The organism is Nostoc sp. EspVER01 (assembly GCF_034530635.1).
In the GTDB taxonomy this organism is placed as follows: Bacteria; Cyanobacteriota; Cyanobacteriia; order Cyanobacteriales; family Nostocaceae; genus Nostoc.
Map to the genome: position 1 here is coordinate 1 of NZ_JAVRCS010000060.1, position 23,632 is coordinate 23,632.

Sequence of the window (23,632 nt, forward strand, 5' to 3'; positions counted from 1 at the left end):
TTGGCGGGGGTGGGGTTCTTCGGGTTTAATAAGCAATCAAGCGGACATGATATTATTTCTTCAATTTGAGGCTAGGCTAACGAGCATTTTTTCAAAAATTTTCAATACATACTCCTCTCCATTGTCTCTAATAAAAATGCCAAAGTTTGGGTGAGAGTTGATTTCAATTAACCAATATTGATTATCTCGATCTAATACGATATCAAAACCACCATAATCAAGGTCTAATTCTTCAAAAACTGGTTGAGCAAAATTAGCAATCTCTGATAGTATTTGTGGATCGTTAATATACTTAGCTTTTGCACCATCCCAGTGTAGAGGGCTGAGATTACCGACAAATTTCGCATCAGTTATATCTTTTTCATAGAGCAAAACTAACTCTTTGTTTAAGAAAACCGCTCTATATTCAGATTTGATGTGAATAAATTCTTGAGCAAGAGCGACGTAATCATACTTATTATTAATATTAAAAATTTCTTTTAAAGCAGTTTCAATTTTATCTATATTCTTACATAAAAAAACATTATGCCCGCTTGCACCGGAGTTTCTTTTAATAATTACTGGTGTTTCAAAATTTTCTTTTATTTCCAATACGATATCTTGAATAGTTGGGAATTTTAAGTAAACCTTATATTTGGTGTCACAAAAAGGGGAAAGAAAACCCACCGTTCGAGGGAGTTTAATTTTTTTATTTAAAACATGATAAGTATATTCTTTGTCTTTGAGCAGGTGTGCTACTGCTTGATTAAGCAACGGAGTACTATAGTTGCAAAAATAATGCTGTTTACTATTCAATTTTATTTTGATTAAGTTTTCTGAAGGATGAAGAATTTCATAGCTGATATTTAAATTTTCACAGGCTTTCAGCAATAACGAAACATTGTCTAACATAAATACTTAAAGTTAAACTCCAAATTACGAATTAGGTTGCCGAGCGTACCCCTTCGGGGAAGCAAGCTACGCGTAGCGTCTCGTAGAGAAGTCGAGGTACGAATTATTTTAACTTGCTATTTGCCGTTTAAAAATTACTATCTCAGTCCCAACAACCGGGTTACGAGCTATTAGCCTATTTTGGGAGTCGATAATTTCTAAATGAGTAAAATCAAGTTCTTGAGAGCGTTGTAATATTTCCGCAGCTAGTTTGTCTTGCTGAGATTCATTGAGAGTATACCAATCATTACTAATTTTGACAGTCAAGTTACTTGTACGGAAGTTAGCTTGAATTGACTTTATCAGACCAGAGGCAACGCGATCGCTAATTTCAGCTACCTGATTTTCAATAGCCGCAATCAAAGCTTGTTCTGGTGTCAATTCTATGATTGGTGTCGGCGTTGGTGTTGGGATTGGCTTTGGCGTAGGAATTGGTTCTGGTTCTGGTTCCGGCGTTGGTGGCGTAGTTTGTACTTCTGGCGGTGGCGTAATTTCCTCTGGTGGTTCTGGTGCGACTGATTCCGGTGGAGTAGTTATCGTTGGTGTTGGTATCGGAACCTCTTCAACCGGGGGAACGGTTGCTATTTCCGTAGGTTTACCAGTAAATACGGTTGTAGTCGTCCAAACAAGAATTACAGCAACTCCAGTCACAATTCCCGTCAAAGCTGTATCTGATAACTTTGTTGACAAATTTGATGGTAAAAACAAGCGGATTGTCCTTAACAGTCCACCCCACCTCAACTGAAGCTGCTGAAAAAAACCAGGTTTTTCCTCAGTACCAGGTGGGGGTGTTGTCTCCAGTTTTTCCACCGTTACTTCTAGAACCCCAATCGTTCCTTGGAGAAGTTGGATAATTTTAGCCTTCCAAAATGGCTGAACTCTCTGGTAAGGTTTTTGGGGAGGTTGAGTTACTTGCTTATCCGTCGGTTTTGACTGATTGTCTTGTGACATGGAACTTTCACCAAAAGCAGCGAATCAAAGACAAACAACGTACATTATTACTGGTGCTGCCTTCTTTTGCCTTAATGTATCACTACATTGCGCATTGCTTCAGCTAAACTGATTATTTATTAAATTTGGTGAATTATGAACCTAAAACGCCGTCAATTTTTATTTTTAAGTAGCGTCAGCACTATTGGTACAGGATTTTTCGGCTGGACGTTTCGTCAAAATTATCAAACTGCTGATATTACCGATTCAACAACAGCTATAGCCGCCAACCCAGCCAAAAAAGACTTGTTATTACGTTTTGTGTCTGTAGCAGATACGGGGACTGGCGCTAAGGGACAGTATGCTGTGGCTGGAGCGATGAATGCGTATCATAAGAAAAATCCCTATGATTTAGTTGTTTTAGCTGGAGACAACATTTACAATAACGGCGAAATTGAGAAAATTAATGCAGTTTTTGAGCGTCCTTATCAAGGTTTACTCAAGCAAGGCGTGAAATTTCATGCTTGTTTAGGTAATCACGATATTCGTACAGCTAATGGCGATCCACAAGTCAAGTATGCTGGCTTTAATATGAAGGGACGTTACTATACATTTCGCCGGGGAACTGTACAATTTTTTGCTTTAGATACTAACGGGAATGCTGATTGGAAAAACCAGTTACCTTGGTTAGAAAAAGAATTAAGTCTTAGTAAAGCTCCTTGGAAAGTAGTGTTTGGTCATCATCCGATTTATTCATCGGGTCAATATGGGAGCAATCCAGATTTTATTAAAACTTTTACTCCCCTATTTAAAAAATACGGCGTTCAACTTTACATCAATGGTCACGAACATAATTATGAACGCACTCGTGCTATTGATGGTACAACTTACTTAATTTGTGGCGCGGGTGCTGGGAATCGTCCTGTAGGGCGTTCTGAGTGGACAGGGTATTCTACCAGTGATTTAAGTTTTGCTGTTTATGAAGTGTATAAAGATAGAATAGAAATAAGTGCGATCGCTACTAATAATCGCGTTTTTGATAAAGGTATTATTCAGTTGAAATCAGCGTAATTATTATGAAAGTCAAGCGCTCGAAAATGCAATCCTTCCGTGGAATCGGCGATTTGACGCTTGAGTTTGATGAAACGAGTCCAAGGGCGCTGATTGGTATTAACTGTGTTGGCAAATCGAGTATTCTTGATTGCCTTGCTATTCTTTTGTCACAGTTGATAAGGGATATTGCATATGCAGAGTCAATAAGTAAAAATAGGAGTTTAGGATACCAAATAGTATATGATTCTTGAGGCAGTTATGCTTCATGTTAAACCTGGTCTGCAATCCGATTTTGAAGTTGCCTTCAAAAAAGCTTCTAAAATTATTTCCTCAATGGACGGATATTTATCTCATGAATTGCATAAATGTATAGAAGTTCAAGGTAAATACTTATTACTTGTTAGATGGGAAACTTTAGAATCTCACACTGTAGGATTTAGAAGTTCTGCTGAGTATCAAGAGTGGAAAAAACTTCTGCATCATTTTTATGAGCCATTTCCAACTGTTGAACACTTTGAAGAAATTGAAATATGAAAAACAACAAGTTACAAAAACTCATTCTTTGATAAGTTCGGAAGAAGCTGGAGTTAATACAACTTAAGCTCAACTTATAAATGTTAATGCTTTAGTTACAAATACTCGTTTTTTAGATAAGTAAAACTAAAGTTGGATTTCATCGATTTAATCATTGATTATAAAAAGTCAAAAAATGATAAGTAAAATAGGAGTTTTAGTTAGTAAAACTTCTCTCTAACTTATTAATGAACAAGTTTTAGTTAGTCCAACACGTTCTGGAGTTACAAATGCTTCTTCTGTAGTTGACACAGCTTGTTATGTAGCAACGCTCCATCAAAAGATAATAGTCTATCTGGTCGTTTATACACCTCATTACTCTACTCGTTGCAACTGTGCTACTCTTGGGTCAACAATTTTTTGTCCCAAACTGGCAAATTTAATTGCTACAGACATCTTATTACCCGTTCCGAAGACGTGAGTGATTTCACCAAGCCCAAAAGTTTTATGTAATACTCTATCGCCCACTTGCCAATTCTGCGTTGAGTCTTGTTTACCACTAGAACTAGAGGCACTTTTGGTATAACTTTGACGACTCGCGCGTTTGGTAGATATTAATTCTTCTGGCAATTCGTCGAGAAATTGCGATCGCATCGCAGGTTCACGAGAACCATACAAACGGCGTTCCCGCGCGTGTGATAAATACAACCTTTCTTGGGCGCGAGTAATCCCCACATAACACAAGCGGCGTTCCTCTTCCAAAGATGCAGGATCGCTCAGGGAACGGTAGCCGGGAAATAGCCCCTGTTCTAATCCCACCAAAAATACTACGGGAAATTCCAAACCTTTGGAAGCGTGCAAAGTCATCAAAGAAACGGCTGTCTGCCCTTCTTTTAAGTTATCCAAATCGGAACTGAGGGCGGCGCTACTTAGAAAATCTCGTAGGGAAATCTCTTCATTTTCTTCTTGAAATTGCAGTGCGGCGTTATAAAGTTCCTGGACGTTTTGTACCCGATCTGTGGCTTCATCTGTGCCTTGATTCATCAAGTCTTGAACGTAACCAGAATCTTCTAATATTCCTTGCAAAACCTCTGTCACCGGAAGCGTGGCGACTTGTCCTTGCCAACGGCTAATTATTGCGGCAAAGTTATTTACAGCTTTTGTCGCCCGTCCAGCTAATGTATTAACTGATGTTTCATCGCTGAGGATTTCCCACAAAGTCGTCCCTAATTGCTGAGATGCGTTCATCAAAGCATCAATAGTGGTTTTGCCAATTCCCCGCCGGGGAGTATTAATAACTCGCAATAAACTGACTGTATCAGCTGGATTATTTATTGCTCTTAAATAAGCTACGACATCTTTAATTTCTTTGCGATCGTAAAATCTCATTCCCCCTACAACTGTGTAAGGAATTTGATATTTCACCAACAATTCTTCAAAGGGACGAGATTGGGCATTCGTCCGATAAAGTATGGCAAAACTACCCCAGTTTAACTCTGGATTTTGCTGTTCTAAAGTGCTAATTTGATTAATTACAAATGCCGCTTCTGCAAGCTCTTCATCGGCTTTATGACAAGTAATCTGTTCACCCGTCCCCCGCGTCGCCTTCAGGACTTTATCAATCCGTTGGGTGTTATTTTCAATTAGTTCATTAGCCGCTTGCAGAATGTTTTCACAAGAACGATAGTTTTCTTCCAGCTTAACCATCGTTCGGGTATCATCATCTACCAAACCATCGCCAAAGTCTTCCTGAAATCCCATCAAAATGGTGAAATCTGCCATCCGAAAGCTGTAAATGGATTGATCTGCATCGCCGACAACGAAAACTGAGCGATTTTCCCATTTCCATTCGCTCTTTCTGCTTTCACCATTAGTCACTAATAAGTGGATGAGTTGATACTGAGTACGATTAGTATCCTGATATTCATCTACGAGGATATGACGAAACTGGCGATGCCAGTAATCTAAAACTTTCTCATTTTGCTGAAATAATCTTGTAGTAACTAGAATCAAATCATCAAAGTCGAGAGCATTATTTTGTGCTAATTTATCTTGATAACGATTGTAGACATCAGCAATTACCCTTCCGCGATAATTGGGTTGATCTTGCTCAAATTCTTGTGGTGATAAGCCTTGGTTTTTAGCGTTACTAATAGCGTAGCGAACAGAACGAGCATCAAATTTTTTATTGTCTAGGTTTAAGTCTTTAGTAACAATTTCTTTTATCAGGCTTTGAACATCAGATTCATCAAAAATGGAGAAATTGTTAGTCCAAGACCGACCTTTTTCATCTTGATATTTTCCAAGCTCAGAGCGAAGAATACGAGAACATAAACTGTGGAAAGTGTTACACCACAAGAATTTTATCGTGCTTTTATAAACTTTTGATCGCAATTCCATTTGTTGGTATTCTGTCAACAAATCCAACCGCTGACCGTGTTGTTTCATTGCCAGTTGTTCAGCGAACAGCCGTTGAATCCGTTCTTTCATCTCCCGCGCGGCTTTGTTGGTAAAAGTAACCGCCAGGATATTTTCTGGATCTACACGGTGTTTCAGAATTAGATTCGCAATCCGATAAGTCAGCGCTCGTGTTTTACCGGAACCTGCGCCAGCAACAACTAACAACGGGCCGCAGTAATGTTCGACAGCTTGACGTTGGCTAGGGTTAAGGTGACTGAGAAAGTCGATGGTTGTTGTCATAGATGTGAAAAAGCGATGTCTCCGACGGTCACTGAGCGTTGGTCATTGAGCGTAGCCGAAATGAGCCGAAGTGCTACGCCTACGCCTGGCATCACATCAATAGAGAGTTGCTATTGCCCAGGTTACAACATCCTAACGAAACTTGGTCAACAAAGATTGTCAGGTATCATCTTTATTGGATTTATGCCAAAAATCCGCGAAACATAAACCAAAACATTGTCGGGGCAATTCATAATTGCCCTAACAATACGTTAACTTTTCTACGTAGAAAACTTAGCCACTAGTTATTCCGGCGCGTTGTGTCGTAAAATCAGCCACGGGGAATCAAACATCAAAAGATAGTAGACAAGCTCTAACTTGTTGTGTTGTCAACAGTAGGGGAAATTAATTAATTGCCCCTAAGAGTTTTCATGGGGACATGAAAATATTCCCTAGCCCGTGGTTTATTTGCTTGCAAAACGCTGTACATAACTAACTGAGAGTATAGTCACCAATCGGACTATTCACTCATTGAGTACCCAATTGACAATTAGGTAGCAATACACCATACATCATCATTGAACCGTTAAATTTTTAAAGATGAAAAATTTCTTTAATTGCAGGTTTTACCAGTATAAAGAGGGGTGGATATGGATTTTAGCTTAATTGTATCCAACATTTTGAATCCGCCAATCTTGTTTTTCTTTTTAGGCATGACTGCTGTTTTTGTCAAGTCTGATTTGGAAATTCCCCCACCAGTACCCAAACTCCTTTCGTTGTATTTGCTGTTTGCAATTGGTTTTAAAGGAGGGGTAGAACTAATCAAAAGCGGACTGAATCAGGAAGTAATTTTAACACTCCTGGCAGCAATGTTGATGGCTTGTTTTGTTCCAATTTACACCTTTTTTATCTTAAAGTGGAAACTGGATACTTACGATGCTGCGGCGATCGCAGCAACCTACGGTTCTATCAGTGCCGTCACTTTCATCACTGCCGGCGCTTTTTTAACTGAGCTTGGTATTCAGTACGATGGTTACATGGTAGCAGCTCTTGCCCTGATGGAATCTCCGGCGATCATTGTTGGTCTGATTTTGGTAAGTATATTCACCGCCGATGAAAAGCGAGAGTTTGCTTGGTCAGAAGTTTTGCAAGAAGCATTTCTTAATAGTTCAGTTTTTCTACTAGTCGGTAGCCTCTTAATCGGTGTCTTGACAGGAGAACGTGGTTGGCACGTATTAGAACCCTTTACTCAAGGGTTGTTTTATGGCATTCTCACCTTCTTTTTATTGGATATGGGACTGGTGGCTGCCAGAAGAATTAAAGACTTGCAAAAAACCGGAGTTTTCCTGATTTTATTTGCCATACTAATTCCAATACTCAATGCAGGGATTGGGTTAGCGATCGCCAAATTCATCGGTATGCCTCAAGGAAATTCGCTATTATTCGCTGTATTGTGTGCCAGCGCTTCTTACATTGCTGTGCCTGCGGCGATGCGGATGACTGTTCCCGAAGCAAATCCCAGCCTATATGTTTCTACCGCTCTAGCAGTCACATTTCCGTTCAATATTATTGTGGGAATTCCGCTATATCTCTACGGAATTAACCTATTCTGGAGGTAATAATATGCACGTAGTTAAAAAGATAGAAATTATCGCCAATTCCTTTGAGCTTGCCAAAATTTTAGATAATTTAGACAAGTCAGGTGTACATAACCATGCCGTCATTAGAAATGTTGTTGGTAAAGGATTACGAGGAACGACAGAAGATTTAGACATGACCATGCTTGATAATGTTTACATCCTCGCGTTTTGTATGCCAGAAGAACTCAAGCGTGTTGTCGAAAATATCAGACCACTCCTGAATAAATTCGGAGGTACTTGTTACGTTTCCGATGTGATGGAAATTCGCTCTGTCAGATGTATCGCGTCTCTGTAAGAGAGTTATAAATTCAATGAAACATTTCATGGAACGTCGTGACTTTTTGAAGTTGGGAATGACCGGGGCATTTGGGATGATGCTATCTGCCAGCGATTTACTCTGGCGGGTAGAACAGGCGAAAGCTGCCGAAATCCCCTCAACTTCTGCTGAATCCCTCAGTCCCGATGCCGCCTTACAAAAGCTGATCGAGGGAAATCAGCGGTTTATTCAGCATCATCCCCAGTACCCCGATCAATCTGAACTGCGGCTGCACGAAGTTGCTCAAGCTCAACATCCATTTGCAACTATTCTTAGTTGTGCGGATTCACGAGTCCCCGCAGAAATTGTTTTCGATCAAGGCATTGGAGACATTTTTGATGTGCGGATTGCCGGAAATATTGCCACACATGAAGCGATCGGTAGTATTGAATATGCAGTTGTCTTATTAGGTTCTCCACTGCTGATGGTGATGGGCCATGAACGTTGTGGCGCAGTAACCGCCGCTGTCCAAAAGGAATCATTACCTGGTGATATTAGTACTTTTGTTAAGGCAATTAAGCCAGCCCTGAAAAGGGTCAAGGATCAGCCGGGTGATGCAGTTGAAAACGCTGTGGTGGCAAATGTGGAATATCAAATTGAACGATTGAAGCGATCAAAGCTTTTAACTAAGCAGGTGGAGTCGGGCAAATTGAAAATTGTCGGGGGTCGTTACGATTTAGATACAGGCAAAGTAAGTATTATTATTTGAATTTGCGTTTGAGTCCTGGGGGGAAATCTCACTTCTTTACAAAACGCCCATTAAACAATTCGTAATTCGTAATGACGCTCGTTCCTCTCTACCAGACGCTACGCGTAGCTTGCTTCTTCGTAGGAGTACGCTGCCGCTAACATAATTATGTTTTGTGACGTGGATTTAAACCCCGACACCAAACAAGACGTTTATAAAAACTAGGGTATCAACCCCAATACTGCTCGGTTAAGAAGATTCGTAGGTTGGGTTGAACGGAGTGATATCATGTCCGCTTGATTACTTACTAAAACCCAAGAACCCCACCCCGCCAAAGCTGCGCTTTGTCTCCCCTCCCCGCTCTTCGGGAGGGGCTGGGGGTGGGGTGCAATGACTGTGGAAATCATAACTAATTATGCGGACATGATATGAAACCCAACAAAACCCTGAAAATGTTGGGTTTCGTTCCTCAACCCAACCTACCCCAGAGTGCTTTTTTAGGCTTAACCGAGCAGTATTGGTATCAACCCTTATTCAATTACGAATTACGAACTTGTACTGAGCGTCTTGCCTTGAGCGAAGTCGAAAGGAGCCGAAGTATTACGAATTACGAATTATATTCAATCCTGCACAGTCATTGGTAGACGAATAGTGAAAGTAGAGCCAATTCCTGGCTGACTTTTGACAATAATTTCACCACCCATCATCTGGCAAAAGTGGCGGCTAATTGCCAACCCCAATCCCGTACCTCCATACTTTTTCGTAGTTGAAGTGTCACCTTGTGTAAAAGGTTGAAATAACTGCTGCTGTTGACGGTTAGACATACCGATACCTGTGTCGGTAACGGTGAAAATAATGCTGCCTAAAGGAGCATCCAGCCGTACTTCATCTTTTTCTCTTTTGACTGTCAGCATTATCTTACCGTTTGTAGTGAACTTACTAGCGTTACTTAGTAAGTTTAATAACACCTGCCGCATCCTGGTTTGATCGGCATACATGGTGCCAAGTTGCTCATCAAAATCCACTTCTAAAACATTGGCATTTTTTTCTATAGCTGGCTTGACTGTGAGGACAACGTTATGAATCAGCGTTGCAATCTCGAATGTCTCAGGATACAGGGTCATTTTCCCCGCTTCAATTTTTGACAAGTCGAGGATTTCGTTAATCAAGTGCAGTAGATGTTTCCCAGCAGCATTAATTGTTTCTAAATCTGTAATAAAGTCTGGCGATAAACCAAGATCGGTAGCGTCGTCTTCTAGTAGTTGGCTTAAGCCAATGACAGCATTTAATGGTGTGCGTAATTCGTGGCTGACATTGGCCAAAAATACGCTTTTTGCCTTGCTAGCAGCTTCGGCTAATTCTTTAGCTTGTTGTAGTTGTTTTGTTCGCTCAGATACTCGCTCAATTAGACGATTTAGAGATTTGGCAAGTAATCCAATTTCATCTTCAGTGGTAACGGGCGCTCGCAAATCGAAATTATGTTTCCTGGCAACTTGTTCAGCTACTTGGGTTACAATAATAACTGGTTCTGCGATCGCTCGACTGGTACGCCAAGCTACAATGGCTGCGATCGCTACCGAAACCAGCATACTCATTATTACAATTAACCGCTCAACTATTCTCGCCTGCTCGACAGCTTTTTGCCTTTCTTGCTCTTGATCTTCAGCAGTTTGCAGGATGTTAGTCAAGCTTTGAGAAAGCTGGTCTAGCCGCACGGCTGTTTGACCACGCATAATTGCCAATAACTGCGATCGGGCAGAAGAAATCTGCTGAGGCTGCACTTTTCGGGAGTCAATTTTCTGTAAGACGACCTCAATTTGTTCAACGTAGGCTTTTAAATTAGTCTTGTAATCCAGCAATAATGTCTGTAAAGTCGAACTTGTTGCTGCAAGTCTTTTAGGTTTACTGTCAATAAATCCGCCAATTTTTGACTCTAGTTCCTTGGCTTTTTCAACATTATTCAGAAAATCCGCTTTTTTGTTTTGCAGTTGTTGTGAATTTTCTAATACAGCAACTAGGTTAGAACTATGTAATTGCGCCCCTACTACTGCATCTTTATAATTACTCAGTAGTTGTCCTTGTTCATAAGCTTGATTAAATTGTCTAACTTCCCTTCCCCGGTAGTAATTAGCAATCACTAATCCAGTCAGTGAGCCAAAAAAGCCAATTCCGATAGCTACAAAGTACCCATAGCCAATTTTTTGATGGATACGCCAAGAACTAGCTTTGAGTTTCCCTCGTGAAGGAAATTCTATAGTTGGGAGTTCGTCTGTCGATGGCTCTTCGGCTGACACTTTTTTGCTTTCTGAACTGCTGTAGATAGGGGTTGGCTTTTGAGTTGGCATTTCTCAAACCTCCTTGCCTTCCCGCAAAAATAATCAAATTAATCTAGATTGTCAAAATACCTTAATTAGTCATTAACATCTACATTATCTTCTTTTATCGCAAGAGCAAATCATTGCTTGCTAGATAATTAGCATCAGCTTAGATTATATAAGTTAATTTTGCAACAGCCCTTGTAAGTATAATTACTAAACTTAATAGAGTTCGCTTCTTTTAGGAGCAACGATATAGTTTCCTGCACTAAAGACCCTCCTAAGAGCGTCTTCTCCTTACTACACTACTTTCCACAATATGCGGTTGATAGCAAGCAATGAGTTCTTGCGATCGCCTACGCCACTACTCTACCTTATTGCTTCCTTATAAAATTAATACAATCAGGAGAAAAACAAAAGGTTTGATACTTCTTGGGGATTAGGGATTGGCAAAAAGAGTGCTGAGTTTTGTTTATCCTCTTGTCTCCTTCATCCCAAACACACATATCATAAAAGAGCTTAAAAGTCTAGTCTATATGAACACACAAAAATTTTTATTACGTATTAATATCAATACGAATGCGTTAATTGACGAACGCGGCTTAAGATAGCTTTAATATCGGATAAAATCGGCTTCTAGGCTTATATAAATGAGAGGTGGAGTGATTTTTGCATGATTTGTACTTAGATTTAGTACGATTATGAGCAAATGACACAGAATGGGATAATCACAACCTGAGAATTCCAGTTGATTCCAAAAATAGAACTCAGGAAGTTGATTATAATACATCCTGCTGCCTTCTGAGTTCTATCCTCCTACTGACTGTCTACCTTGTAGTTGATGCAGTAGATAGTACGGGGCAACTATGGTTATAGGACACTAAAATATTTTTGTGCCTCTCACCAAATTGTACTGATGCACAAGTGCATTACTTAATCAACAATCTTTTGGTTGTAATTATCCAGATTAGAAAAACTCAACTGTCAAATTAATAGGAGTGAAAATGCCAGAACAAGAATTTACCGAAACCGCATCTAAAGAGACTACAGTGGCAGAGATCAACAGCCAAACAGGAACCATTACCAAACTTCAGCCTCCGGCACAGCCTCAAGACGAATGGGTAAAATACGGAGAGCAAATTTCTACCTTTTTAGCAACATTACCAGATTATCTGGGAAGCTTTTTTAATCAATATAAGCAACCCCTGGTAACAGTTGGTTTAATTGTAGGATCAATTGTTGCCGTTAAGGTACTCTTGGCAATATTAGATGCTTTGAATGATATCCCTTTGGTAGCACCTACTTTTGAGCTGATCGGTATTGGTTACTCTGCCTGGTTTGTTTACCGCTATTTACTCAAAGCCTCAACTAGGAAAGAGTTAACTAGTGAAATCACCACTCTTAAATCACAAGTTGTCGGTAAACAAATTCCAGAAGCTTAATATCTAATTATTGCTTCTCTACGTTCGCGCAGCGTGTCGTAGACAGACGCTACGCATAACTTGCTCCTGTGTAGAAGTACGCTCTAATTCCAAATCATGAAGTCTGAATGCCGAAAGTCGGCGTTCAGACTTCTCTCAAAATTCCTGACGAAATTTTTTTACAATTTGTAATATCAAAACTACACCCATAACGCTAGTACTCGTAGAAGTTGCTTCCTACGATCCTTAATTTAATTACGAATTAGTAATTATTGTTGAGGCGAACCTCCGGTGGTCAATTTAGCTTTTGGGGTCGGTATTTTTGGACTCTGTGGAAGTTCTGGAGATATTTTGGACGATGATCGCACTATATTAGGAGATGTAATTGCCGGCAGTTTGCCCCGTTTGACTAAAGCTTGATGAATCATCGCCGCCACTTCCGCCCGACTAGCTACTTTGTTAGGATCGAGGACTTGGGGATTTGGATAGTTAACTACTAGACCATTGGTTGTAGCAGCAGCGATTTTGCCTACAGCATAAGGCGGAATGTCTTTAGCATCTTTATAGACACTAAGAATCTGATTTGGAGAAGTGGGTGCTTTTAAATTCAGCCCACTGACAAGGGCAACTAAAACTTGTACTCGCGGAATATTTTGTTGTGGTTTAAAGGTTTTTTTCGGGTAGCCTTTGAGAAATCCTGCACTAATGGCTTGGTCAATTGCTGGAGTTGCCCAGAAGTTTGTTGGTACATCTTGAAATGCGATCGCAGTCTTAGACGGTTCTTGGTCAAAGGCTTTTTCTAGTATGGCAGCAAATTCGGCGCGATTTACAGGCTGATTTGGCCTAAAAGAATAATCAGGAAACCCTTTGAGAATCCCACGGGCAGAAAGAACGTCTATAAAACGCCGACTCCAAAAGTCATTGGGCACATCATTAAATGCAATTGGCGGCGGAATGATTGATTTTGGTTTTGCCGGAGTTACTAAAGGCAAAGCTGATGATTTGAGTGATGACTCAACTTCTGTTGGAGGAGATACAGGTGTTTGTAGTTGTGGGGATTGAGTTGGGATTACCAGAATAGATGGTAACATTGCGCGGTAAGGAGTTGCGCTGTTAGTTGGGAATGAAGGCGTAGTGGGTTCAACAACTTCCGGTGAAGAAGATGGCAAAACGTTGTCGGGGACTGCATAAGGTTTTACCTTCGCAGTAGGAGAGGGGAATACTGGATTTGGTCGAACACTAGGAGACGGAGTGGAGGAAGGTAACAGCAGCCCGTTTAAGTTCCAACTAGAGTCTCTGCGAGACAACGACCAAAAAAGAATCGCTCCGATAGTGGTGAAGGCAACCAAAATGGCTATAAATTCATCAAAGCCAAGGGCAGTTTTTTGAGATGACTCCGGTTCGGAAGGAGGTCTATTTGTCATCGTGATTACCCTGGTAGCAGTAAAAATTTGTGTCTAAACAAATTAAGCCACAGATGACTCTTTTACACCAGCCCTTTTTTAATTCGTAATTTGTAGTACGGTATTAGATTTCTGGTTCAACGCCAAGCGATCGCAATTGAGCAGCTAGACGATCAGCTCTTTGAGATTCCTGTTCTGCTCTTTGGGATTCCTGTTCTGCTCTTTGGGATTCCTGTTCGGCTCTTTCATCTCCACTCAACAACAAATTACCTTGTAAATCCCACCAACGCAACCAGGGTAATTCCACATTCTGATATTTTCCCTGCCATAAGCCTAATTCAACACCCAAAGCAACTATAGGATAATGTCCTCGTTCATTTGCTGGTAAAACTTGATACTGTCCCTCAATTAGATGATAAACTTCTAGGCTGGCTTTACTCGCTTCATAAATGCCGTAGAAGGCAGGACGAATCACCTGCTCATAAATCCAAAATTTACCCTTCAAAGGAGTTTTATCTCGTTCTTCACTACCGTCCCCAGAGACAAATTCTAAGACAATCAACGGGGCAATAAACTCTCGCCACATCACATAAGAACGTCGCGTTTGCCCATTGAGCAAAAATGGTACATTCGGGACATAAAACCAATCTGGTGCTTCCGCGCCTTTTTCAAGGGGATCGGTCAACCGCCAGTAAATTCCTAAGTCTTGCCCTATACAGTATTCCCCTTCAGGATTTAATTGCTTGAGGATGGGTGTAATTGAGTCAGTTAGTAGAAGGCTTTGGGGATGTTCTTGCCAATTTTTGCCTCCGGCACGCTCCGCGAACACGAACGTACCATTGGACTCAGGAAGCTGGGTATGATCGGGGAAGGGGAAAGGAGCGAGAGCGTTGGGTGGATCGGTTACAGAAGTCATAACGCTACCTTTGCACTTTTGGTAAAGGTTATTTTTAGTTTAGCTTGCGTAGGCGTAGCCCGCACTTCTCTACGAGACGCTGCGCGAACGGCTGCGCCCTTCTCTACGAGAGGCTGCGCCAACGGCTACGCTCAGGACAGGCTCAGTGACCATCGTAGACATCGCTTTCTCAATATTCTCCACCCAGATTCTAAATTGCACGCCAATTACTTCCAGTCGCCTGAGAAAGATTTTCAGCTTGATAGACCATTAGTTTTATTAGATACCTAAACTAAAACCGGATTTTGAGGGTGGCAGAATGTAAAATATTAACTTATTCTTTACCTGTCTTTGAAAAAATCAGGGTGTGTAGTGCCAGAAGAATTCAGTTGCCAAATTTCACCGCCATTTTTGTCTGAGGGTAGCGATCGCGATCTTGGTTTAGATTCAACCCTCCAAGAACTACCAATGTATAATTTCTCAGTGGAAATTAGCCACACCGGGATGGAAGTGGCTAGTTTTTTGGACAAATACCCCTTGCTACCAGGAGTAATTTTGGTAGAACAGGGAAATTTCATTGGGATGATTTCGCGGCGGCGACTACTAGAATTTTTGATTCGTCCATTCGGACAAGAGTTATTTGTTCAGCAACCATTAGCTGTTCTCTACAGCTATGTGCGGACACCGATGTTGCTTGTTACTGATACAACATCGATTTTAACAACAATGCAACTGAGCTTAAAGCGATCGCCAGAATTATTAGCAGAACCAATTGTAGTAGAAACCGAATCTGGTGCTTATAGATTATTAGATGTCCAAGAATTGAATATTATTTCTTGGCAAATTCGAGGAATCGACAATCTGATCCGCTATGAACGCAGTCAAGCCCAAATGATTCAAAATGATAAAATGGCAAATTTGGGGCGTTTAGTAGACGGCGTAGCCCACGAAGTTTTAGACCCAGTGGGTTTTATTTGGGGTAACATAATCTATGTTTCAAACTACAGTCAAGATTTACTCAAACTAATCGCCGCTTACGAGCAAGAGTTACCATCAGTTTCTCCGGCCATTAATCAGATTAAAGAAGAGATTGAATTTGATTTTTTAGAACAAGATTTGTCGCGATCGCTTGCTAGTATTCGTACAGGAGCGGAAAGATTAAAAAAACTCGTTACTAGCTTGCAAAACTTCTGTCATATTGATGAACTTTTTCCCAAGCCAGTAGATTTACACGCCTGTATAGATAGCATCATTTTATTAATTAATAGCCGACTTCAAGGAGAAATTGAAATCGTCAAATACTACGGTCAATTACCCCCAGTATATTGCTTTATGGGGCAATTAAACCAGGTTTTGATGAATATTTTAAGTGAAGTTGTGGATACTTTACTCAATGAAGGAGTGCGACAGCAGTTACATTTAGAAGAGACAAAGACTGTTCAAAAACCCCGAATTGAGATTACCACAGAAGTTATCTCACAAGAAGCAAGCAACCCAGATGCACCAGATTCTCGCTGGGTTTTAATTCGCATTGCTGACAATGGCTCTGGAATGTCTGAAGAATTACAACAGCAAATTATGGAGTCTTTTTCTCTGGAAACAAAGAATGGTAAAAATACTGGTTTAGCAGTAAGTTATCGAATTATCACTGTAAGACATGGCGGTAAATTAAATTTCCATTCACAGATTGGTATAGGTACAAAATTTGAAATTTTATTACCTCTGGTGTAAGAAGATAGATTGAGAAAAATGATCCATATATTAACAATTTTTTCAAATAAATAATTGCTCAAATACTGATTCTGAAATCAGCATGAGATCGTGTTTAAGTTAGTCTTTGATCACTTTCGGATACTTAAATGTTATTTAAGGTTTCCCACTCATCTAAAGAAACTTCAAACTCTCTCTTAACTTCTTCCATAACTAAATTTTCTGTCTCAAAATAGCCAATTTCTGAAATTTCTCCCGCTTGGGATACATCGAAACGGTAAAAGCCAGAATCGGTTGTATATTGCACAATTCTAATTTCTTTAGGTGGATCTAAATCTTTGTATATCCCATCTATACATATACGTCGATATATAGCTCCAGTAGATTTATGGTTCTGATTTAAGAAAACACGATACTTGAGTACAGGAAACCTTTGCTTAAATAATTCAAGGAGTTCAAAGAATACATCACATGCTTTTGCTTCGTCTCCAACTTCTCGGAGAATAATATTTTTCCATCCTGCTGTTGATTCGTACCATTTATAATATCGAGCTACCCAGTCGTGGAACTGACTAAAGGAAGGATTCTCTTCTTCAATTAAGATCCCATTTTCCTCCATAGCACAAAAATAGCCACCAATAAAGCCACTTAATGCAGTTAAGGAACGCTGTCCTAAAAACATTTGTGGTCTTGGTCTCATCATTTCTAAAATCTCATAAATATTTTTCATTTATATCGCCTATTTAGAAAACAATATACTTTATTTAGTGATATTTTTCCTGCAATACAGCGCTTCTGGCTATTATGCAATACAGTTTTTCTCCTTGCCCTCTCCTATCAAAGCTTTCAGATTTGAGGATGTACCTCATAGCTGCCGGAAGTGCTGTATAGCCTCAGCCCCACTTTTAAAAAAGCAGGGCTGTTTCATTTTTTCACCTGAGTTCTTTATTATTAAAATATCGTTTTTAGCAAATTTTCGCCACGTTGGTAAATCTCCCGCGCGTGATCAGTCCAAGCACCTTGTCCCCAATAACGAAAACAACTGGTTTGCAACAACAGGTTATGTAGAAGAACATTACGATAATGAGATTGTCTGGTTACAGGTTCTGCTGAGTCAACTTGTTGTAATGGATCAAATTTTTCATGGAATAAACTGCTTAATTGATACATGGGAGACAACACATTCTCATATCCTTTTACCCAACTGATATGATTTGTCCATGAGGCTCCATCCATATGAAAATTAGAGTTTGTTTGCTTTAATTCTTGAATGGCATTCTCTACAGCTTGCGGTTGAATATTATCTGGTGAAATTCGCTGCCAAATTTGATGTTGTCCCACTGGCTGACAAGTTGGATAATCTTCAGGTTTGCATCCAGCTGCTTCGATTAATTCTAAATATTCTGTACCACACATTCCAACTACACCTGATTTTCCTCCGCCATTATTTACCATATCCCACCAAGCTTGTTTAAAAGCGCTAGGAAATTCATTCATCATCACGCCGCCATTTTCACCATCGCCAATTTGGCTAACTATTGGTGGTATAAATACACCACCAACTTGTTGTTTGGATAATGTTTTCGCTTCATAATAAGGCTGCATCTGAGCAACTAATTTAGTATCCGAACCTTGGGTTTTAATTAAAGCTGTGATGCTAATTGTTTCGCCTTGAGAATTACGGGCAATTAGACGATGTGGTAAATGTTTATAAGTGAGAGATTGGCCGGTAAGAGTTTCTACAGAATGTTCTTGAACAAGTAACCAGCGATATCCACATTCTTTTAGCGCTTTCACAAATTCAAAGAGAGCATCAGGGTGATTTGGTAGGTGCATTTCTGGGGGCGAAAATCCTTTGACTCGCGCTAGTGCTTCCCAGCCAAAAATTGCTGCAAAGTGATGTTGCCATGCAACGATATGTAATTTTATATCTGCTATGGGTGTGGAAGGAATAACTGCATGACCCCACATTGTACCCAGCCATTCTACATAAGGTTGGTAGGTGCGATCGCAAGTGATCCGTTTAAGGTTATCGAGAACATCACCGCGTCCCATTTGCCGCAGTCCCCACAGCAGATTACCAGAGTAATCCAACATCACACGCGGATTGCAACCTTGACTCACAAGTTCGGGGATCAAGTCACCCATGCGACTGTAACAATAAGCAAAAGGATCTGCGTTGTGGTTATCCCCTTCATGGGGATGTTCAAACATATATTGCAGATTGCTGATGAGCGTACCGCCATTTCCAGCAGGTATAGTTGGCTGGTGCATGTGCAAAGCGATCGCAAATACAGCATTTACGTCTTCTAAGCGGATATTCGTTGTTGGTAAAAATACTGGTTGATCTTGGTTAACCACAGAGAGAACCTCTGTTTCCCAACCAGAAATATTCGGTAAGCCATCAATGATTTCGGGCAAAGGAGTCAGCGTTGTGGGAAAGGAAAGCATTTCTGATTGCTCCGAAACAAGGTATGTCTAATTATGCGATCGCCCAGCAATTTCTGCTCTGCAACTTTATGTATTGATGCAAACTGCGATCGTCTTGTAATCCCACAATATCTGTGTAGTTCAACAGTTGGGATATCACATTTGTATAAAAAGTATTAAAAATATACAGTAATTCTATTTAATTTTGTTGCTAGTAGTGTACATCTGTACGCCCCTATAACCGATTCATTATGTTGCAAAGATTTTTGGAAATGGTATGATACAACTCAAAATTCAGAAATTCAGATTTCATCTGGATTTCTAGGTTTGAATCTGTTTCCCTCTTTTAAATAAGCTCTAAAATCCACAGAAACTATAAATATTAAAAATTATTATTTATCAAGATAAAATTTCCTATTTTATGCTTTACGCAAATTTAATTTTAGGAGGAGTGTCATGAAACTAAAACAATTTGGAATTACATTTTTGAGTGTTTGTATTGCTGCTTTTTCGGGAATGGAAGCAGCAGAGGCGGCATCATTTTCGGTAATTGCTGATGGTCTTAATAATCCAAGGGGTTTAACTTTTGGTAATGACGGGAGTCTCTATGTCACGGAAGCAGGAACAGGTGGCAGTGGAGCTTGTGTTCCTTCACCGAGCGTTGCAAACCAATCTTTATGTTATGGCACAACTGGTGCAGTCACCAAAATTAGAAATGGTACGCAAGAACGTATACTTACAGGACTTCCTTCTTTAGCATTACCAGATGGTACTGATACTTCTGGGCCTCAAGATATTAAATTTGATTCTACTGGCAAGCCTTATATTGCAATTGGGTATGGTTCCAATCCCACATTTCGGGCGGCATTGGGTAACACTGACTTAGGAAAAATCATCACTGCTAATTTCAATACAAATTCTTGGACTAGTGTTGCTGATTTAGCTAATTATGAACTTGCAAATAATCCTGATCAAGGCGATCTAATTAGCAATCCATTCTCTCTTCTTGTAGATGGAAATAATATTATTACAGTTGATACTGGTGCTAATGAGTTACTCAGCGTAGGTACTGATGGCAGAAATTTAAATGCGATCGCCACAATTCCCCGACAGACATTAACTAATCCAATTTTTCCCTCTGGCCCATCATCATTGCCATTTGAAATCCAAGCAGTACCTACAAATGTCGCTAAAGGCCCAGATGGCGCTTATTATATTAGCCAATTAACTGGTTTTCCTTTTCCAGAAGGTGAAGCAAAAATCTATCGAGTTGGTGCTGATGGTCAAGCAACAGTTTATACTGATGGCTTTACGCAACTTACTGACTTAGATTTTGATAATGAGGGTAATTTATATGCTTTGCAGTACGCTAATCAGTCGCTCTGGAAAGGTAATCTAGATGGTTCGGTAATTAAAATAGCCAGGGATGGGACTCGCACAACTATTCTGAGTGGCAATGGATTAGAATCTCCTACTGCTTTGACTATTGGTGCTGATAATGCTATTTACGTAACAAACCGAGGCGATCGCCCTGGACTTGGACAAGTTATCAAAATTGAGAATTCCAAGTCTGTTCCTGAATCTACTTCTACTTTCAGCTTATTAGCATTTCTTGGCACTGTGAGCCTTACTTTGTTGCACAAGGGTAAAGCCAAAAGACTGAAGATTTCGGACAAGTTTGTTCAGGAATGCTGAGTGTTGAGTCAGCGATCGCCCTCGGTGTCTCCCCTTCTCTACGAGATGCTACGCGAAGGGATAAGTTTTTCCATCAGCCGTTGTCTGCTTGGTGCTGGTGGTGTAGCTATTCGTAAAATTAGCTCTAACAACCAAGGGGCGAGGCGTTGACACAACACGGCTAAATGACTTTGCCATCCAACTAAAATTTCTGATGAATCATTCTGCATTCCGGTGACGAGTGCTTTAGCCACTTGCTGGGGAGTCATGGGGATCACCCAGCGAAATAATTTGAAGTCGCGCACCATGTCTGTGTCTGTCAGGGAAGGCAATAATGCAATCACACGAATATTGTGTTCAGCTAATTCTTGGCGCAAGGCTTGGGTAAATCCTAAGATGGCAAACTTGGTTGCTGAGTATGTCGCCATCGTTGGTGCTGCAACTTTCCCCATCAGGCTCGATACATTGACAATTGTCCCTTGTCTTTGGCTAGCCATGCGTCGAGCAATCAAACTAGTGAGGTTGTACATTCCTAACAAGTTCACAGAGAGTTCTTCTTGAACTTGGGGCATTTTAGATTGCAAAAATGAGCTTTGGTATGCAACTCCCGCACAATTAACCAGCAGGTGAATCTGTCCGTAATTGCGCCACAGTTGAGCGACAGCGATATTTACTTCAATTGTTTGAGTCAAATCTAAGGCGACGATCGCAGCTTCAGTACCCATCGCCTCGATTTCGTTGGCTACCTCCACTAACTTGCGGCGATCGCGTGCTACCAATATCATTCGCTTGATGCCTTGTTGCGCTAATTCGAGGGCGATCGCTCGTCCAATTCCACGCGAAGCCCCTGTAATTAGGGCAACTTTACCTTGAATCTCCATTAGTTTTATTCTCCAAAATTTAAGTCTTACCAAACTCCTCGTTATTGCCGATACACACAAGCAAGAGCTACTCACTTGTTGGCACAAAGTAAGACAAATAATCAATCGCAATTGAAATCAAACTGAAACTAAGCCTTTAGCAATGAGACATTTCTTGGTTAATCTGCAATCCCTCATAGTTGTCTATATGAGGCAGAAATTTCTCGTTTTGAACCCGTCAAAGCCTAACACACTTGGCTGAATGGGTATAGCTCATAGATTTTATTTCTCCTAGATCCGAGCGTTCATCAGCATTGCTGTCATACACACGTTAGCAATTAAATCAAGCTATTGCAATATTCTTTAATAAGTATTTCTTAATACTTCTTAACGACAAGTATATATATACAAAAGATTTTATTAAATAAGTTTTTATGAATCCCTCAGTATAAATATCTCATTTTCCTGACAAATAGCCCTGTTTTAGGAAATTGTGATATCTAATTCATGGTTTAGAAACAAAAAAGACATATAGCATTTTGGCTGATGGTTGCAATAGTTAGAGGCCTCAACTAACTTATATAATTGCAACAGTATATTTACTGTTTTCTTGAAAAGTAAGGTTGATGGCTTTGATTGATGGAAAATAATCAAAAAGGGCTAGATCGCTGTCTGAAATTATCTGCCAAAACTTTAGGACAAATAGTAATTTGTTTAGGTTTAGCTTTGAGTTCATCAAAGTAATGTTTGAGACTTACCTCGTCTATAGCAAACTTCAATCATTCTCGAACGCTAAGATCCCCAACTTCTTTAATAAATCGGTGATCTAACTGTAAGTCAACATGATTCCTAATTGATGATTCTGCCTAAAGCCGTACCCCGTAAATTTACGTAATTAGTAATTATTATCCCACGGCTAAATCGACTTGCTTGGAGTAAGGATAGATATTGGCGGAAATATTTCTCTATTCAAAACTCTTGTAGAGACGTGGCATTACTACATCTCTACAAAAGTTTTCACTCATATATTTATTGTATTTTCCCAACCTAACGGGGTGTAGAAGTAGGTTGAGGATTTGATGGTTTGCTTGACTGGGGAGTTGATCCACTCCAAACTTGATTGAACTGAGCTACCGACAACGACTGTAAAATACTGAGATTAAGCGGCTCTTTGCTGATAAATGTGGCGTAGGAAGGCTGCAAATAGGAACGATATTCAGGGCGGTTGAGGAGATGGGTTTCTAAAAAAGCGACGCTCAGGGCGTTGAGATAGGAATAAACAGCAGCACGATCGGGACCCAGCAAGGCGGGTGGCACAGGTAAGACATCATTTTCAGGAGTAGGTTCGGCGATCGCTGAAAAGTGGGTGGCATTTTCGATCAAAGCCAAGTACTTATTAGAGTTAGAAAGCCAGGTAAAGGGGCGAATTTGCTCAAATACGGGTGGTGCAAAAACATCTTGACTACCTGTTACCAACATGACGGGAGTTTTAATTTGACTGATTCCCTCCTGACCCAAAACTGAGCTGTCAATGGGATTAATCGCAATGATGGCTTTGATGCGATCGTCTTTGAGTTCGTAATTCTTTGGAGGTAACTCGTTTGCTTGACACTGCAAAAACAGCGACAAATTAAAGGATGAATTATCGGGATTACAATCTTGGCGCAATTGCTCAAAGTTAATATTGGCTCCTGCTAAAGTCAAAACAGTATAACCACCAAAGGATTGACCAATCGCCCCAACTTGCTGAAAATTGAATTTTCCCTGGAGGCTGGGATCGGATTTATCTAGACGCTGGAGTTCATTGAGTAGATATTTGATATCCAAAGGTCGGTTGATAAATTCTGCTGCATCTGGCGGCCCTGCCAAACCCGCAAAATATTGTTGAAAACGTTCGGCATTACTACCAGGGTGTTCTAGTACAGCAACAGCAAAACCGTATGATGCTAGATGTTCAGCCAGGTAGACAAAGGTAGAGCGATCTGAGGCCAGTCCGTGAGAAATTACAATCAGGGGAAAGGGAGGCGAGAATAATTCTCCAGTGTTTTGTGAACCTGCTTTTGGCAGATAGATATCTACAGGTAGACGGCGTGAGCGAGAAATGTCATTTAACTCTAGGCTTTGGTTGAGTCGATGGGGGATATTATTCCCCGCACCTCTCAGTTAAATCTGGGC

Annotated in this window: 19 protein-coding genes and 1 pseudogene; 10 read left to right on the forward strand and 10 right to left on the reverse strand. The window is 40.3% G+C overall.

Annotated features, from left to right (window positions below; genetic code table 11):
- Positions 1-60 precede the first annotated feature (60 nt).
- Positions 61-891 (reverse strand): ATP-grasp domain-containing protein, encoded by an 831-nt coding sequence (locus RMX69_RS28025; RefSeq protein ID WP_289799199.1) that lies wholly within the window; start codon positions 889-891, stop codon positions 61-63.
- Between the two features lie 108 nt (positions 892-999).
- Entirely contained in the window at positions 1,000-1,881 is an 882-nt protein-coding gene (locus RMX69_RS28030; RefSeq protein ID WP_289799200.1) for a hypothetical protein, read from the reverse strand.
- Positions 1,882-2,016: 135 nt separating this feature from the next.
- On the opposite strand from RMX69_RS28030, the gene RMX69_RS28035 reads away from it, so the two are divergent.
- The 3 genes from RMX69_RS28035 to RMX69_RS28045 are packed head-to-tail and all read left to right on the forward strand — an operon-like array spanning position 2,017 to position 3,447.
- On the forward strand, positions 2,017-2,931 hold the full coding sequence (locus RMX69_RS28035; RefSeq protein WP_289799201.1) for a metallophosphoesterase family protein: 915 nt from the start codon (positions 2,017-2,019) through the stop codon (positions 2,929-2,931).
- A 5-nt stretch (positions 2,932-2,936) separates the two neighbouring features.
- A complete protein-coding gene (locus RMX69_RS28040) occupies positions 2,937-3,164 on the forward strand; it encodes a DUF2813 domain-containing protein (RefSeq protein WP_322639372.1) in 228 nt (75 codons plus the stop codon).
- Entirely contained in the window at positions 3,154-3,447 is a 294-nt protein-coding gene (locus RMX69_RS28045; protein ID WP_322639373.1) for an antibiotic biosynthesis monooxygenase, read from the forward strand. Before RMX69_RS28040 ends, RMX69_RS28045 begins: the two co-directional genes overlap by 11 nt.
- A gap of 354 nt (positions 3,448-3,801) precedes the next feature.
- Here the strand turns inward: RMX69_RS28045 and pcrA are convergent, their stop codons facing one another.
- The gene (gene pcrA / locus RMX69_RS28050; RefSeq protein ID WP_322639374.1) at positions 3,802-6,126 is read right to left on the reverse strand and encodes a DNA helicase PcrA; all 2,325 of its coding nucleotides are present in this window, start codon (positions 6,124-6,126) and stop codon (positions 3,802-3,804) included.
- A 15-nt stretch (positions 6,127-6,141) separates the two neighbouring features.
- Between pcrA and RMX69_RS28055 the strand changes: the two genes are divergently transcribed.
- The 4 genes from RMX69_RS28055 (at position 6,142) to RMX69_RS28070 (ending at position 8,770) form a co-directional block, all read left to right on the forward strand.
- The gene (locus RMX69_RS28055; RefSeq protein ID WP_289799205.1) at positions 6,142-6,333 is read left to right on the forward strand and encodes a hypothetical protein; all 192 of its coding nucleotides are present in this window, start codon (positions 6,142-6,144) and stop codon (positions 6,331-6,333) included.
- 422 nt (positions 6,334-6,755) lie between these two features.
- Positions 6,756-7,724 (forward strand): sodium-dependent bicarbonate transport family permease, encoded by a 969-nt coding sequence (locus RMX69_RS28060; protein WP_322639375.1) that lies wholly within the window; start codon positions 6,756-6,758, stop codon positions 7,722-7,724.
- 4 nt (positions 7,725-7,728) lie between these two features.
- On the forward strand, positions 7,729-8,040 hold the full coding sequence (locus RMX69_RS28065) for a P-II family nitrogen regulator (RefSeq protein ID WP_289799207.1): 312 nt from the start codon (positions 7,729-7,731) through the stop codon (positions 8,038-8,040).
- A 28-nt stretch (positions 8,041-8,068) separates the two neighbouring features.
- Entirely contained in the window at positions 8,069-8,770 is a 702-nt protein-coding gene (locus RMX69_RS28070) for a carbonic anhydrase (protein WP_289799208.1), read from the forward strand.
- A 599-nt stretch (positions 8,771-9,369) separates the two neighbouring features.
- Here the strand turns inward: RMX69_RS28070 and RMX69_RS28075 are convergent.
- A complete protein-coding gene (locus RMX69_RS28075) occupies positions 9,370-11,094 on the reverse strand; it encodes a sensor histidine kinase (protein WP_289799209.1) in 1,725 nt (574 codons plus the stop codon).
- Between the two features lie 974 nt (positions 11,095-12,068).
- Here RMX69_RS28075 and RMX69_RS28080 point away from each other — a divergent pair.
- Complete coding sequence (locus RMX69_RS28080) at positions 12,069-12,506, forward strand: CAAD domain-containing protein (protein ID WP_289799210.1); 438 nt, start codon at positions 12,069-12,071, stop codon at positions 12,504-12,506.
- Between the two features lie 248 nt (positions 12,507-12,754).
- Here RMX69_RS28080 and RMX69_RS28085 read toward each other — a convergent pair whose 3' ends face one another.
- The gene (locus tag RMX69_RS28085) at positions 12,755-13,909 is read right to left on the reverse strand and encodes an S-layer homology domain-containing protein (protein ID WP_322639376.1); all 1,155 of its coding nucleotides are present in this window, start codon (positions 13,907-13,909) and stop codon (positions 12,755-12,757) included.
- 103 nt (positions 13,910-14,012) lie between these two features.
- Positions 14,013-14,804, reverse strand: a complete 792-nt coding sequence (locus RMX69_RS28090) for a Uma2 family endonuclease (RefSeq protein WP_289799212.1) — start codon at positions 14,802-14,804, stop codon at positions 14,013-14,015.
- A gap of 351 nt (positions 14,805-15,155) precedes the next feature.
- Here RMX69_RS28090 and RMX69_RS28095 point away from each other — a divergent pair, with 351 nt between their 5' ends.
- Complete coding sequence (locus tag RMX69_RS28095) at positions 15,156-16,514, forward strand: sensor histidine kinase (RefSeq protein WP_322639377.1); 1,359 nt, start codon at positions 15,156-15,158, stop codon at positions 16,512-16,514.
- A gap of 124 nt (positions 16,515-16,638) precedes the next feature.
- Here the strand turns inward: RMX69_RS28095 and RMX69_RS28100 are convergent, their stop codons facing one another.
- Together RMX69_RS28100 and RMX69_RS28105 are read right to left on the reverse strand one after the other, a co-directional pair.
- Positions 16,639-17,223, reverse strand: coding sequence for a hypothetical protein (locus RMX69_RS28100; protein ID WP_289799214.1), 585 nt, complete (start codon positions 17,221-17,223; stop codon positions 16,639-16,641).
- Positions 17,224-17,444: 221 nt separating this feature from the next.
- Entirely contained in the window at positions 17,445-18,944 is a 1,500-nt protein-coding gene (locus tag RMX69_RS28105; protein WP_322639378.1) for a glycosyl hydrolase family 57, read from the reverse strand.
- Positions 18,945-19,379: 435 nt separating this feature from the next.
- Here RMX69_RS28105 and RMX69_RS28110 point away from each other — a divergent pair, with 435 nt between their 5' ends.
- A complete protein-coding gene (locus RMX69_RS28110) occupies positions 19,380-20,618 on the forward strand; it encodes a ScyD/ScyE family protein (protein WP_322639379.1) in 1,239 nt (412 codons plus the stop codon).
- A gap of 38 nt (positions 20,619-20,656) precedes the next feature.
- Here RMX69_RS28110 and RMX69_RS28115 read toward each other — a convergent pair whose 3' ends face one another.
- Positions 20,657-21,478, reverse strand: a complete 822-nt coding sequence (locus RMX69_RS28115) for an SDR family NAD(P)-dependent oxidoreductase (protein WP_322639380.1) — start codon at positions 21,476-21,478, stop codon at positions 20,657-20,659.
- A gap of 1,026 nt (positions 21,479-22,504) precedes the next feature.
- Positions 22,505-23,569 (reverse strand): annotated as a pseudogene (locus RMX69_RS28120) (alpha/beta hydrolase family protein); the annotation flags it as partial.
- Positions 23,570-23,632 lie beyond the last annotated feature (63 nt).

Excerpts from the sequence above, each read along its gene's own strand:
- RMX69_RS28055 (WP_289799205.1), top strand. The coding sequence starts at position 6,142 with ATGTCTCCGACGGTCACTGAGCGTTGGTCATTGAGCGTAGCCGAAATG.
- RMX69_RS28070 (WP_289799208.1), top strand. The coding sequence starts at position 8,069 with ATGGAACGTCGTGACTTTTTGAAGTTGGGAATGACCGGGGCATTTGGG.
- RMX69_RS28035 (WP_289799201.1), top strand. The coding sequence starts at position 2,017 with ATGAACCTAAAACGCCGTCAATTTTTATTTTTAAGTAGCGTCAGCACT.
- RMX69_RS28080 (WP_289799210.1), top strand. The coding sequence starts at position 12,069 with ATGCCAGAACAAGAATTTACCGAAACCGCATCTAAAGAGACTACAGTG.
- RMX69_RS28025 (WP_289799199.1), bottom strand. The coding sequence starts at position 891 with ATGTTAGACAATGTTTCGTTATTGCTGAAAGCCTGTGAAAATTTAAAT.
- RMX69_RS28075 (WP_289799209.1), bottom strand. The coding sequence starts at position 11,094 with ATGCCAACTCAAAAGCCAACCCCTATCTACAGCAGTTCAGAAAGCAAA.
- RMX69_RS28105 (WP_322639378.1), bottom strand. The coding sequence starts at position 18,944 with ATGCTTTCCTTTCCCACAACGCTGACTCCTTTGCCCGAAATCATTGAT.
- RMX69_RS28100 (WP_289799214.1), bottom strand. The coding sequence starts at position 17,223 with ATGAAAAATATTTATGAGATTTTAGAAATGATGAGACCAAGACCACAA.
- RMX69_RS28085 (WP_322639376.1), bottom strand. The coding sequence starts at position 13,909 with ATGACAAATAGACCTCCTTCCGAACCGGAGTCATCTCAAAAAACTGCC.
- RMX69_RS28060 (WP_322639375.1), top strand. The coding sequence starts at position 6,756 with ATGGATTTTAGCTTAATTGTATCCAACATTTTGAATCCGCCAATCTTG.
- RMX69_RS28110 (WP_322639379.1), top strand. The coding sequence starts at position 19,380 with ATGAAACTAAAACAATTTGGAATTACATTTTTGAGTGTTTGTATTGCT.
- RMX69_RS28030 (WP_289799200.1), bottom strand. The coding sequence starts at position 1,881 with ATGTCACAAGACAATCAGTCAAAACCGACGGATAAGCAAGTAACTCAA.
- RMX69_RS28090 (WP_289799212.1), bottom strand. The coding sequence starts at position 14,804 with ATGACTTCTGTAACCGATCCACCCAACGCTCTCGCTCCTTTCCCCTTC.
- RMX69_RS28065 (WP_289799207.1), top strand. The coding sequence starts at position 7,729 with ATGCACGTAGTTAAAAAGATAGAAATTATCGCCAATTCCTTTGAGCTT.
- RMX69_RS28045 (WP_322639373.1), top strand. The coding sequence starts at position 3,154 with ATGATTCTTGAGGCAGTTATGCTTCATGTTAAACCTGGTCTGCAATCC.
- RMX69_RS28115 (WP_322639380.1), bottom strand. The coding sequence starts at position 21,478 with ATGGAGATTCAAGGTAAAGTTGCCCTAATTACAGGGGCTTCGCGTGGA.
- pcrA (WP_322639374.1), bottom strand. The coding sequence starts at position 6,126 with ATGACAACAACCATCGACTTTCTCAGTCACCTTAACCCTAGCCAACGT.
- RMX69_RS28040 (WP_322639372.1), top strand. The coding sequence starts at position 2,937 with ATGAAAGTCAAGCGCTCGAAAATGCAATCCTTCCGTGGAATCGGCGAT.